This is a genomic window from Yersinia vastinensis (assembly GCF_044905075.1).
Taxonomy (GTDB): domain Bacteria; phylum Pseudomonadota; class Gammaproteobacteria; order Enterobacterales; family Enterobacteriaceae; genus Yersinia; species Yersinia vastinensis.
The window spans coordinates 1,918,458-1,930,740 of sequence record NZ_CP173260.1 but is presented as its reverse complement, the minus strand read 5'-3'; the positions used below and the strand labels follow the sequence as shown (position 1 = coordinate 1,930,740).

The following is a 12,283-nucleotide window of genomic DNA, read 5'->3' as shown; positions in this document are numbered from 1 at the left end:
GAGGGCCAAATATGCGTGTTGAAGTCAGTATTGATAAAAAAAATCCATTACCCGCTGGTGCTATCGAAGCACTAACCCATGAATTGAGCAAACGGCTGAATAATAAATTCCCGGACACAACCACCGCAGTACAAGTTCGTTATGCTGGTGCCAATAATCTTTCTGTTTTAGGCGGAGCTAAAACAGATAAAGATCTGATCTCTGAAATATTACAAGAAATATGGGAAAGCGCTGACGACTGGTTCGATGCGGAGTAACCCACGGTAATGCTGTTTTTGCCGGGGAGTCGCTCCTCGGCTTTTTTATATGTACCTTTAAATTGTTTATCTCCATCCCCATATTAGTCTTTGTCGATACTTGATTAATTAATCATCGATAAATAAATAATTTGTAAAGATCTGTGGATAATCTCCACATTCATCAGCGGTTGCGTATACTAAAAAAGCTCACTCAGTAATGAGCCGCATTGATCCTCGTTAGTCACTCCAGTCAGTAACTACTATATAAGGGGTCTTTATGGACAGAAATGATGAAGTTATCCAGACTCACCCGCTCGTAGGTTGGGATATCAGCACAGTAGATGCATATGACGCGATGATGATACGTCTTCATTACCTGTCTTCCATGGATCAACCGCCAGAAGATGCACTCGTTGATAGAACACTCTGGCTGACGACTGATGTTGCACGCCAATTAATAAATATCTTAGAAGCAGGCATTGCTAAAATTGAGTCATCAGAATATCAAGATCTTGATCATCGTAAGCATTAATTTTTTCCACTTATTAATTCCCAGCGTTGTAAAAAGGCACCCGTGAATATCACTTGGTGCCTTTTTATTAAGCGCTCCTCTCCTAATAGGGATAACATCGCTTTTTCTCCTCTAACTCCCGTGCTATTACTAGCGTTTTAATTTTTATTGCGACTTGCTAGCTTTAATTTAAATCATTTTGGTTATTGTTAGGTTCAAAATGACCTACTAACCAGAGAGAGTTATATTAGGTCAACGGTGATAGTCCCCAAGGTGCAAAATATGGATTACGACTTAATTGTTATTGGTAGCGGCTCTGTTGGCTCTGCCGCTGGATATTACGCCTCACAAGCAGGGTTAAAGGTGTTGATGGTTGATAGTGCCATGCCTCCACACCAGACGGGGAGCCACCATGGTGATACCAGAATCATTCGCCATGCATATGGCGAGGGTGAGAAATATGTTCCCTTAGTATTACGTGCTCAAGCACTGTGGAACCAACTCTCAGTCCAAACAGACGAAAAATTATTTCAAGCCTGTGGTGTACTGAATTTAGGGCCTGATGATTCAACTTTCCTGCAAAATGCGCAGCACAGCGCTCAACAATATAATTTGCCAGTAGAAACATTAAATGCGGCGCAGGTCCGTGAAAAATGGCCCGTTTTTACCCTACCGGATAATTATATTGGTGTGTTCGAACCCCAAGCTGGTTTTTTGCGCTCCGAGCTGGCGATAAAAACACTGATAAAAGCGGTGACTGAAGCGGGTTGCGGCATTCTATTCAACTGCCCCGTCACGGCGATTGAGCCATTCGATGGCGGTGTTGATGTGGTGACCATAGACGGGACTTACAGTGCCCATAAGGTCGTTGTCACCGCGGGAACTTGGGTCAAGGAATTGCTACCAGAACTGCCAGTGACTGCCGTCCGAAAAGTCTTTTCTTGGTATCATGCCGATGGCCGCTACAGTGAGAACAACCATTTCCCGGCATTCACGGTAGAAACACCGGACCATATCCATTACTACGGTTTTCCCTCACAAAATGATGAACTGAAACTCGGTAAACATAATGGTGGACAGCCTATTGAGTCTGCCGCACAACGAAAACCTTTCGGCAGTTATGCTGAGGATGGCACCGAAGTCTTTAGCTTTTTACGTAATTTCTTGCCTGGTGTGGGGGTTTGTCTACACGGTGCTGCATGCAGCTATGACATGAGCCCTGACGAAGATTTTATTATCGATACCTTGCCTGACAACGCCAACATTATGGTTGTGACAGGGTTAAGTGGTCATGGGTTTAAATTTGCAACCGCTCTTGGTGAAATCGCGGCGCTGTTCGCACAAAATAAACCGTCACCTATCGACATTTCGGCCTTTTCATTATCTCGTTTTGCTGATTAGTCGCATTAGAAAGTACCTGTAATCCGCCATAATGCCTGCCGATGATTATTTATACTTTAAATAAGTCATCGGCATTTCATTCATTATGCTGACATTTCCTCTTTAGTATGAAATACTTAAACTACAGTCATTGTCAGTTCTTTATTCGTAAAATCCGTAAAAAAACTTCGTAAATCCCGAATTGACGTCTTAGTCATCAGAGGATTAACTTACTCCTTGTATGCAATCAGGCATGGTTGCTGTTAGACAAGGATGTATGTCACATGAAAATACTAATTATCGACGAATGCTTTTATACCCGCTCTGGGGTAAATACCTATTTAAACAACTCAATATCTCTTAATTTAATGGATGTGCCTACTGTTAAACAGGCAACATTGGCTATTCATGATTTTAATCCCGAGATAATCATTGTTAATCTAACGCAATATTGTCGATTCGGTGGACATTGTCCCTTATTAGAGCAATTTCTCAGTTGCTGTAGTCAGGCAAAAGTTTATATTTATCTGGATGCATCATATCCATTTAGTGAAACGCCTATCCCTTTAACTGACTCAGTATCAATCTTGGCGAAGAGGCATTTACCTAAACTATTAAAAATGCTATCTGACTTTTCAGATGATATAGATAATCTAAACCCTGCGTGCGCTTCATCGTTGTTTAGTCCACAAGAACACAAAGTCATGTGCTATTGGATGACTGAGATGCCCAATTATCGCATAGCCAGAAAGTTGAACATCAGTGACAGCACTGTTTATTCGCATAAACGTCATATTACTGAGAAAATAAAAGTCAGAAACCGCCTAGAGCTATGTTTTATTTATAATGTTTTTAAATATTTATATTAGCCGACACTCTAGTCTAGGTAAAATATTGTCTAGCAAGCATTAGCTTTCATAAAAAAATAGAGTGTGAATTTTAGCTATAAATAATGTAACCGGAAAAATAGCGTTAAATTTTTTTTCGTTAAAGGATCGGTTACATTTCACTTATTTCTTAAGTATGACCTCGCAGCCAATTTTTTCAATCCCCTGCCAACATATATTATCTCATGCGTTATTTTATCATTTTAAAATGTGATCATTTCATCTGTCAGCTTATTGTTTACAATATTAAAACCCCTTATAATGAGTGACATTTTTAACCACAGGCAGTGAGTATGTTAAATAAATTGCTCTCAATAGTTATCAATAATGTACGGGAGCATCTGATACTCTATATCTGCTTATGGTTGATTCTGTTAGCACTCGATATTTATTTCTTTTTCTATTAATTTCCATTCATAGCTTCCGACGTTTTAGGTCGGGCCAGCAGATATAAGATTCTGTGGCCCTCTTCAGTTTTAAATCACGCCATCAACCAGCCTTATCAGACTCAATTTTGGTCGGTTTGCCATCACTCAACAGCACCGCAAATTTATAACCCGCAGGCGTTAACTCAAGGGCAATTTTAGCAATAATGGTTAGCGGCACTGAAAGCAACATGCCGATAGGTCCCAATAACCAGCCCCAGAAAATTAATGACAAAAACACCACCAGCGTTGATAAGCCCAAGCCTCGCCCCATCATTCGAGGGTCAATGATATTGCCACCGATCAGGTTAATCAAAATATAACCACCGGTTACAGCAAAGGCATCGGCAAAGCCGTTAAACAATAAAGCCTGAATAATCGGTGGTATGGCCGCCAAGACTGAGCCAATGTTGGGAATGTAATTCAGGACAAAAGCCAATAACCCCCACAAGAAAGCAAACCTTACCCCCATTGCCGCCAGAAATAACCAAATAACAATCCCCGTCGCGATACTTATAATGGTTTTAATCACCAGATAATGCGTTACGCCATTCAGTGCTTTTTTAAGAACCGCATTCCCTTGTTCGGGGTTATCAAACATCAACTGCATTTTATAAGGCAGGCGCTCCACTTCAAATAACATGAAGACGACAGTCATCAACAACAGGAAAGTACTGGCCATCGCGCCAGACAAGTGGCTCAGTAGGCGGGTAATAAAGTTCATAGCCATACTGGGATCGACATGCTTCATAATGTCATCCACAGAAAACTCAATATTAAAACGCATCGCGAATTCTTGTAGGTCGCGCATTTTCTCGAGCATCATGCCGCGGTATTGCGGTATTGAACGGGCAAATTCATTTAATGAAGAACCTAAGCGGCTAAAGAGTAATGCCATGAGTAAAACAATAATGGTGACCAGTAAAACAATAGCCAAGGTTCGAGGGATTTTTATTTTCTCTAGTAATTTAACTAGAGGGTTCAATACGATAGCGAGAAAAATTGCCAATAAAAATAGAACGACAATAGGTGATGCGGCCTTAATCCCAGCCATAATCACGACCAGCATTGCCAACATTGCAACTAACCGTAAACCTTGGCTACTTACCCCAGGTGTTGTCATTATTAATCCTTGTATTAGAACTGCCACCGCTCAAAATGGCAAAAAAAAGACGCTACCGGATAAAATAACCGACAACGTCTTATTTTAATAGCACCACCAGCAGGTTAAGTGATGTATTTCTTTTCAACCTGAAGTTGTAGCAGTGTTCGCTGCAATACCAAAAACTTTAGGTATGATTACTTCTTATCTGGGCTATTACCCGGCACTGGAATATGCATCGTTGTTTGCAGTAATCCCTTCGACTTATTAAAAATCTTAATGCCATTTTCACGCCCTGCCCGCCGAGAACGTTGTTCTTCCTGCGGCAATTTCAATTCTTCCTGGCAAATCTGGCTACAACAACCTTCGAATTTTTCCGCACAACTCGGGCACTGGATAAACAGCAAATGACAACCATCATTTTTACAGTTGGTATGAGTATCACTTGGCGTTCCACACTGATGGCAATGTGCAATGACATCCTCAGAGATCCGCTCCCCCATACGCTCATCAAAAACAAAGTTTTTACCGATAAATTTCAGCGGTAACCCTTGTTCTTTGGCTTTGCGAGCATATTCGATAATTCCACCTTCAACGTGATAAACGTTTTTAAAGCCATTGTGCAGCATATAGGCGCTGGCTTTCTCACAGCGAATCCCGCCAGTGCAATACATAACAATATTCTTATCTTTGTCATGTTGCAGCATATCAACCGCCATCGGCAGTTGCTCGCGGAAAGTATCTGAAGGCACTTCTATCGCGTTTTCAAAATGGCCCACTTCGTATTCATAGTGATTGCGCATATCGACAAATAAAGTATCAGGGTCATCAATCATCTGATTAACCTGATCCGCTTTCAGGTAATGCCCGACATTGCTGGGGTCAAAACTGTCATCATCGATACCGTCAGCCACGATACGCTCGCGAACTTTCATCCGCAGTACCCAAAATGACTTACCATCATCTTCATGTGCCACGTTCAGCCGCACTTGGTCCAACGCCGGATGAGAGGCAAATAGCGCGACTTTAAATTCGTCATAGCGATTGGCTGGCACGCTGATTTGCGCGTTTATCCCCTCTTTAGCCACATAAACCCGGCCAAATACTCCGAGTTTGACAAATTGGCTATAGAGGCTGTCGCGGAAGGCTTTCGCATCTTCCAAGGTAAAATATTTATAAAAAGAAACTGTGGTACGCGGTTCGGTTTCAGCCAACATGCGCGCTTTAAGTTCCTCATTAGAAATTCGGTTATGTAACACTGGCATGGTGTACTTTCCTGTTTTTCAGAGAGGTTACTGTAAAATAGTTATTTACTGCTCAATGGGTTACGTCAGCCATTCGATAGCTAACCATAGCAAGTCATCGCGCAATAGAACTGATATTTTGGCACCGGTCACCCCGTGCGGCGCATATCATACCCGAAACACCGCCACGGCACATCTTTAGCGCTTTTGACCGTGGCGTAAGACTTGACGCCAACGGCAATTATCGATATTCCTGTTTTATTCCTTTCAGCGCTAATGAGTGAAGATAATGCGCGCGATTTGTTATGGTCTGGCAGCCTCTTTCTTTTTTGCTTTTACTTTTATTCTTAATCGCGCCATGGATCTCGGTGGGGGAAACTGGGTTTGGAGCGCCACACTGCGTTTTATTTTTATGGCACCGATGCTGTTGTTATTGGTATTGCTGCGCGGCCAGTTAGCGCAAAGTTTGCGCCACTTACGCCAATATTGGTCCGGCTATCTGCTGTGGAGTACGGTGGGTTTCGGTCTGTTTTATGCCCCACTCAGTCTGGCAGGGGCTTATGGCGAGGGTTGGCTGGTCGCCGGTTCATGGCAAATTACCATCATTGCGGGTTCTTTGCTGATCCCTCTATTTAAACAACCAATATCAACGCCTGATGGCACTCAGCAGGTACGGGGGAAGATACCCTTTAAAGGGTTGCGCTGGTCATTATTAATTTTACTTGGTGTGGTACTGATGCAGTGGCAGCATGCGCAAGCTCTGAGCCTACAGCAAGCTTTATGGTGTATTTTGCCCGTCACATTGGCAGCGTTTATGTATCCATTAGGTAACCGCAAAATGATGGATATCTGCCAAGGCGATGTGGATACCTTGCAACGGGTGCTCAATATGACACTCGCCAGCTTGCCTTTTTGGTTGCTGCTATCGTACTACGGCTGGTCACAGACCGGCTGGCCATCACAGATGCAAATCAATCAATCCTTGTTAGTGGCCTTATTTTCCGGCGTTATTGCCACATTGCTGTTTTTTGCAGCGACTAATCTGGTGAAAAAAGACTACTCGAAACTGGCAGCGGTAGAAGCAACCCAATCCGGTGAGGTGCTGTTTGCTTTGCTCGGCGAGATGCTGTGGCTGGCTGCACCGTTACCAACGGGGTTATCATTGTTGGGAATAGGTTTGGTGGTGGTAGGAATGATTGTGCATAGTGTGGCCCCCTTTATTGGCCGCCACAGCACCTTTAAATCACCGGCGGCGACAACTATTGCCCGCGATGTCGCGATCGGTAAAACCGGATGCCACAATACCGGCCAACAGGGCAATGGCAGCCGTAATCAGTAATAATTTACTCTGCCAATAGGCACCAACGTAGCCCAACAGGCCACCAGCAAGCAGTAAACTCGCACTGAGTTTCGCGACTGACATCGTTTGTTTTTCCGTAATGATTTATATCCCTAATTTATACACTGAAAATATCCCAATTCAGAAATAATAAATCCCTCTTAAATAACGAGGGATTTATTCATTAGCCTGATAGGTTCTTTTGCGTGTTAACTTATCAATTGCAGTTTCGCCGGTAATCCCTGCCGGACAGCCGCACCACTTACCCAATCCAACCACGTATTGGGGATTTCTCGCGTAGGATCAGTAAAACCTAAATCATTCAGATTAGTACCTTCGCCGATTCGCGGGTCTGCCGCCATCATAATGCCATCCAGTGAATGTGTTCTGGCCCCCATCTCACGATGTCCATAACCATGCTCAATCGCCACTACCCCCGGCATAACACCATCCAAAAGGCTAACCTGCACCGCCATCTGCCCTCCCGGCGTCGTCAACTGCACAATATCACCGTGTTGGACACCATAGCGATGAGCGTCGATGGGGTTAATCGCCACCAGATTGGTTGATTTAACTGCCCGCAAGCGTTCAATCATCGCTGTAGAACTGCTCATCAGATGGGATTTAAATGACATCAAGCGCAGTGGCCAATCCGCTGCCGGATAATGTTCAAAGACATCCGATCCATTAGCCAGACGTGGGGGATACCACGTCGGGCAACCGCTATAACGCTCACCCGTAATGGCATGGTGATGTTTCGCTACATCCTCATTCCAAATTTGTAGCGGCTTTTTCCACTGTGGCCCAGTCGCATCGCCATTCCAACTTTTCTCGTAAGGGGCAAAACGCCCGCCGCGCGCCAATAAGTAGGCCACGCGACGCTGTTCATCAGCGTGTAAACTCTGTTGTAAAGCAGGCCATAAACGATCAACGCCGGTTAATCTCAGCTCGTCATCTTCTGCCGGAGGCAGCGGCTTTTCGCCACCATAAGCAATATTGGCTGCGGCCCGTAAGTAATAGTCTTCCGCTCGGTCCAGCGGTAAATCATTGCCCTGACTATCTTGCATCGCATTGGGGCCAAACCCCGGCAGTTGTAATGCCTTAGCAACAGCAATTAGGAAGCTTTCCATGGCGACCGGTTCGCCCTGCGCAGTGCGGGCAGTGCGTGATTCCACCACCGGCCAGCGAGCGGTACTGGCTTTCACTAGCACTCCAGCCCAAGGTGCGCTGAATCCCCAACTCTCAAAATTGTGAGTATCCGGGACAATATAATCAGCCAGGGCTGTTGTTTCATTCATAAAAGCATCGATGGCGATGAACAGGGGTAACTGATGTGGATCTTGTAGTTTTTCTTCGATCAAATGACGTAGCCCCGCGACCCCGTACAGTGGATTAGTCATGTGGCTTATCCAGGCTTTTAACGGATACGGATAACCGGCCAGAGCGGGAGCTAATTGCTCAGTTAACTGCCCACCGACAAAGGGATACCATGGTCCACGAGCGGGATAGCCCGGTTGGCCCTGCTGAATTTTTTGCTGATACTCTTCCGACTGTTCATAAGGCTGCTTGCTGCGCGATAATGGTAACCCCTTTGGCTTCACCATCCCGCTGAAGGTGGCTAGCTGATAACGCGGCCCATCAGCAAAACCATCAAATTTACCACCGCCAACTGAGACTCCGCCCTTCAGGTTCAAGTTGCCAATCATCGCGTTCAGCATCATGACAGCCCAAGTGGTATAAAACCCATTGCCGCCCATCATCCCACCATGAGAAATCACCGCAGCCTGACGCTGATAGGCGGTGAATTCGCGCGCCAAACCAATAATGGTGGCCTCCGGCACGCCACATTGCTGGCTGTATTGCGCCAGTGAGAAACGTGTAGCAGCTTGCTGGAGGCACGTCATACCCGATTGAACTTGAACCTGCTGCCCATCATGCAAAGTGACCTGCCGAGTCACAAATAGCTCCGCCTCAAGCGCCTGCGGGGCTGGCTGCAATGAGCCATCCGCCACTTGCACTAACACCGGACTTTCTTCTTCCTGTGCCACTGGCTGACCATTTAACTGGCTAGCACGCAGAAACTGCCCTGCTAACGGATGAGATTCAGTGGTGATGACCAAGTGGCTGGCATTCGTCCAACTGCGCTCGCTGGCGGCTTTCATGGCCGTTTCACCGGGCACCGCCAAATAATCGTGATTAAAACGTTTTTGTTCGATAATCCAGTGGATCATCCCCATCGCCAGAGCAGCATCCGTACCAGGCAATACTGGCACCCAGCGATTATGCTGATTGGCTAGTGTGGTGGTGAGTGGTAAAGCGGGTGCAACCACCACATAATTAAAGTCATCACGCTGACGAGCATTGGCTAACTGGCGGCCCTGACGTTTAAACGGATTGCCCGATTGTGCCGGGGACGTGCCGAGAAACAGCGCAAAACGTACGTTATCCCAATCCGGTTTAACATGGGCGTTTTTATCTAAATCCCCCATCAGTGCGCCAGAGCCAGCACGATATGCCAGCCCACAATATGCCCCGTGGCTACCCAAATTTTTCGTGCCAAAGGCCTGATTGGCAAAGCGCCGGATAAAAGCATCGCGCCCATCATCACCGGCATTGGTAACCAACAACTGATTGGCTTTCGGCCCAAGTGACGGTTGTTTGGCATCAATGGGGGTGACTAAATCGCGAATTGCCCGCAGCCCTTCCACAGGCCCTTCGCCGAATAAATCACCGCCTTCCGTCACCTCGGTGACGAGTTGCTCAAAGCTGATTCGCTGCCATTGACCACTGCCTCGTGGCCCAACTCGCTTCATCGGTTCAGTAATACGATAAGGGCTATCGACACCTTCCAACAGGGTTGCGCCACGAGCACAAGCAGTCGAACGTCCAGCCAACCCCTGCTCGCCACCTAAACGCTGTAAGGCTTCACTTAGCGGCAACTGATAAGGAAAGTGATGATCATGGGATAATGGATGATAAGGATTGCCAGCAATACGCAAGATCTTATTTTGTTGGGTATCGACCCGCACTCGTAAGCCGCACAGTGTCCAGCAACCAAAACATTGCGTCATCGATACCGCCTGTTGTGGATTGGCCCGCCACTGTGGCCCAACTTGCCCTTCAGGTGGCAACGCATTCCCACTGATAGGGTCGAGAGTGAGTTTTCCGGCACTGCCATCCACCAGCCCGGCCAGTGTTTTACGCGCCACGTCGTGGTAGCTGGCTCCGAATGCCAACACGCCCCCCAAGGCCAGACCGCCTTTTAACCATTGACGCCGCGTAGACTTAGCCATGATGTCTTTCCCCTTCAACTCTGTTTGCGCCTGATACTTTCAGTTCAAGCCATCTGACACTTTCGCGGATTGTAATGATTGCTGCTATCCATAATCCGAAAGTACCAATAATTGCCAGCAATCCCTCGCTGCCAAGAGGCAGGGAATAAGGGTTGGTGAGCACGTTGTATTTAGGCAATGTTTGTGTCTGCATCAGTAATAACCACCGTACTGACCAGCACAGTGTCAGGGCTACCGCCACCTGTAGCACCACAACACTAATGGGTAATGTTTTCTTCCACATAAAGAGGGACAATCCCAACAACATCAGCCACAGCACCACAGGGAAAGCCGCCATAGTCACAGACTGGGCAGCCCATTGGCGCAAAGCCTGTGCCGACAGGTTATCTCCGCTGGCCCACAACAAAGTGACCAAGGCCAGTAGGACTAAATTGATGAACTGCCAACGTGCCAATAACGGTTGATATTGCGGCTCACGCCATAGCCATATAGCCAATAAAGAAGGGATGGCCTGACATGCCGTGAGGAAAATAAACAGTGGCAACCATAGACTGAACCACAGCGGCTGGGCGCGTAACACCGACACCTCACGACCGGTGTAAAGCAAAATGCTGATGGCGGAAAGCGCACAAAGGAAGGCTAACCCTTTCAATAACCGCGGCAAGGGTCTGGCTTTCAAGCGGCTATAAATTAGCGCCAAAAAATAGCCTACAACACAGAGACTAAACAGCGGTAAAAAGAGAGAACCCCATGACATCCACGACCACGGCGTAAAGTGTGCATAAAAATGCCAAACTCGGGCCGGTTGATGAAGATCCGCATTAAGCGCCAGTGGAGCAACGACAACTGCTGTCACTGCCAGCATCAGCGCGGAAAACTCCAATTGGCTTTGTTGCGGAGATAATCCCTTGCGGCGGGAAAACATTCGTTGCCCGCCGGCAAATAACACCGCACCACACGCCAATCCAATAAAGAAAAAATACTGCACGGCCCAAGGCAGCCAAGCAATGTCCTGTGGTCGGGCTAACATTTCGCGGATCATGCATGTACCTCCTGCCAAAGTGCGGGTTGGCCCTGTAATGGCCGGGTAAATATCTCGTCTAATCCGAGATAAAACACCTGTGGGTGAGTACCTTGCTCCGGTTTTAACACCTTGATATCGACAGCATGCTCTAGCAGCATTTTGCGCAATGTGCTGTTGCCATCACGTAAATCACCAATAATTCGCGCACCGCCAACACAAGACTCTACGCAAGCTGGCAATAAACCAGCATCAAGACGATGAACACAGAATGTGCATTTATCCGCTGTTTGGGTGCTGTGATTGATAAATCGGGCCTCATAAGGGCAAGCCTGCACACAATAGGCGCAACCGACACAACGTGTATTATCGATGACCACTATGCCGTCTTGGCGCTGATAGGTTGCTTGCACTGGGCAAACGGGCACACAAGGCGGGTTATCACAGTGGTTACACAGGCGAGGCAGCAACACGTTAGTCACACTGTCAGCCCCAGATAGGGCAATTTGGTATTGATTGACCGTGGTACGGAACTGGCCTTGCGGCAGTTGATTTTCAATAGCGCAACTGACGGTGCAAGCCTGGCAGCCAATGCAGCGTCGTAAATCAATTAACATGGCATAACGCCGGTTAATATCGCCGTGTTTTCGCACCGGCTCCATCTGCCAGCCAGCATCTGCCAGTGGTACCAGTGCAGCGCCTGCGGTTAAAACACCCAGCCGCTGTAAAAATGCTCTTTTCCCTTGATCCATTTTTCTTCTCATCTTTTTAATAAGAATCTTCTTGGTGATAAGGATTGTAGAAATTGACAAACAGAAGCCCTATTGTGGTTTTCCACATTC

Annotated in this window: 11 protein-coding genes; 6 read left to right on the top strand and 5 right to left on the bottom strand. The window is 46.6% G+C overall.

The window, feature by feature from the left end; genetic code table 11:
• Window positions 1-11 precede the first annotated feature (11 nt).
• From dinI to ACIOG0_RS08875, 5 genes are all read left to right on the top strand, one after another.
• Window positions 12-257 (top strand): DNA damage-inducible protein I, encoded by a 246-nt coding sequence (dinI, locus tag ACIOG0_RS08895; RefSeq protein WP_050097202.1) that lies wholly within the window; start codon window positions 12-14, stop codon window positions 255-257.
• A 259-nt stretch (window positions 258-516) separates the two neighbouring features.
• A complete protein-coding gene (gene bssS, locus ACIOG0_RS08890; RefSeq protein WP_050097201.1) occupies window positions 517-771 on the top strand; it encodes a biofilm formation regulator BssS in 255 nt (84 codons plus the stop codon).
• Between the two features lie 261 nt (window positions 772-1,032).
• Window positions 1,033-2,151, top strand: a complete 1,119-nt coding sequence (gene solA, locus ACIOG0_RS08885) for an N-methyl-L-tryptophan oxidase (RefSeq protein ID WP_050097200.1) — start codon at window positions 1,033-1,035, stop codon at window positions 2,149-2,151.
• A gap of 263 nt (window positions 2,152-2,414) precedes the next feature.
• On the top strand, window positions 2,415-2,999 hold the full coding sequence (locus ACIOG0_RS08880; protein WP_050097199.1) for a LuxR C-terminal-related transcriptional regulator: 585 nt from the start codon (window positions 2,415-2,417) through the stop codon (window positions 2,997-2,999).
• A gap of 311 nt (window positions 3,000-3,310) precedes the next feature.
• Complete coding sequence (locus tag ACIOG0_RS08875) at window positions 3,311-3,424, top strand: DUF2770 family protein (protein WP_071988901.1); 114 nt, start codon at window positions 3,311-3,313, stop codon at window positions 3,422-3,424.
• An 82-nt stretch (window positions 3,425-3,506) separates the two neighbouring features.
• Here ACIOG0_RS08875 and ACIOG0_RS08870 read toward each other — a convergent pair whose 3' ends face one another.
• Both ACIOG0_RS08870 and ACIOG0_RS08865 read right to left on the bottom strand, forming a co-directional pair.
• Window positions 3,507-4,565 carry an AI-2E family transporter gene (locus tag ACIOG0_RS08870; RefSeq protein ID WP_404705006.1) on the bottom strand — a complete coding sequence of 353 codons (1,059 nt, stop codon included), beginning with the start codon at window positions 4,563-4,565 and terminating at the stop codon, window positions 3,507-3,509.
• Between the two features lie 176 nt (window positions 4,566-4,741).
• Window positions 4,742-5,809, bottom strand: a complete 1,068-nt coding sequence (locus ACIOG0_RS08865) for a rhodanese-related sulfurtransferase (RefSeq protein WP_050097197.1) — start codon at window positions 5,807-5,809, stop codon at window positions 4,742-4,744.
• 268 nt (window positions 5,810-6,077) lie between these two features.
• On the opposite strand from ACIOG0_RS08865, the gene ACIOG0_RS08860 reads away from it, so the two are divergent.
• A complete protein-coding gene (locus ACIOG0_RS08860) occupies window positions 6,078-7,127 on the top strand; it encodes a multidrug resistance efflux transporter family protein (protein WP_404705005.1) in 1,050 nt (349 codons plus the stop codon).
• A 209-nt stretch (window positions 7,128-7,336) separates the two neighbouring features.
• Here ACIOG0_RS08860 and ttrA read toward each other — a convergent pair whose 3' ends face one another.
• The 3 genes from ttrA to ttrB are packed head-to-tail and all read right to left on the bottom strand — an operon-like array spanning window position 7,337 to window position 12,193.
• Window positions 7,337-10,420 (bottom strand): tetrathionate reductase subunit TtrA, encoded by a 3,084-nt coding sequence (ttrA, locus tag ACIOG0_RS08855; RefSeq protein ID WP_128450855.1) that lies wholly within the window; start codon window positions 10,418-10,420, stop codon window positions 7,337-7,339.
• Window positions 10,413-11,462 carry a tetrathionate reductase subunit TtrC gene (gene ttrC / locus ACIOG0_RS08850; protein ID WP_128450856.1) on the bottom strand — a complete coding sequence of 350 codons (1,050 nt, stop codon included), beginning with the start codon at window positions 11,460-11,462 and terminating at the stop codon, window positions 10,413-10,415. The genes ttrA and ttrC overlap by 8 nt, the downstream gene beginning before the upstream one ends.
• Complete coding sequence (gene ttrB / locus ACIOG0_RS08845) at window positions 11,459-12,193, bottom strand: tetrathionate reductase subunit TtrB (RefSeq protein WP_050097194.1); 735 nt, start codon at window positions 12,191-12,193, stop codon at window positions 11,459-11,461. Before ttrB ends, ttrC begins: the two co-directional genes overlap by 4 nt.
• Window positions 12,194-12,283 lie beyond the last annotated feature (90 nt).

Excerpts from the sequence above, each read along its gene's own strand:
- dinI (WP_050097202.1), top strand. The coding sequence starts at position 12 with ATGCGTGTTGAAGTCAGTATTGATAAAAAAAATCCATTACCCGCTGGT.
- bssS (WP_050097201.1), top strand. The coding sequence starts at position 517 with ATGGACAGAAATGATGAAGTTATCCAGACTCACCCGCTCGTAGGTTGG.
- solA (WP_050097200.1), top strand. The coding sequence starts at position 1,033 with ATGGATTACGACTTAATTGTTATTGGTAGCGGCTCTGTTGGCTCTGCC.
- ACIOG0_RS08880 (WP_050097199.1), top strand. The coding sequence starts at position 2,415 with ATGAAAATACTAATTATCGACGAATGCTTTTATACCCGCTCTGGGGTA.
- ACIOG0_RS08875 (WP_071988901.1), top strand. The coding sequence starts at position 3,311 with ATGTTAAATAAATTGCTCTCAATAGTTATCAATAATGTACGGGAGCAT.
- ACIOG0_RS08870 (WP_404705006.1), bottom strand. The coding sequence starts at position 4,565 with ATGACAACACCTGGGGTAAGTAGCCAAGGTTTACGGTTAGTTGCAATG.
- ACIOG0_RS08865 (WP_050097197.1), bottom strand. The coding sequence starts at position 5,809 with ATGCCAGTGTTACATAACCGAATTTCTAATGAGGAACTTAAAGCGCGC.
- ACIOG0_RS08860 (WP_404705005.1), top strand. The coding sequence starts at position 6,078 with ATGCGCGCGATTTGTTATGGTCTGGCAGCCTCTTTCTTTTTTGCTTTT.
- ttrA (WP_128450855.1), bottom strand. The coding sequence starts at position 10,420 with ATGGCTAAGTCTACGCGGCGTCAATGGTTAAAAGGCGGTCTGGCCTTG.
- ttrC (WP_128450856.1), bottom strand. The coding sequence starts at position 11,462 with ATGATCCGCGAAATGTTAGCCCGACCACAGGACATTGCTTGGCTGCCT.
- ttrB (WP_050097194.1), bottom strand. The coding sequence starts at position 12,193 with ATGGATCAAGGGAAAAGAGCATTTTTACAGCGGCTGGGTGTTTTAACC.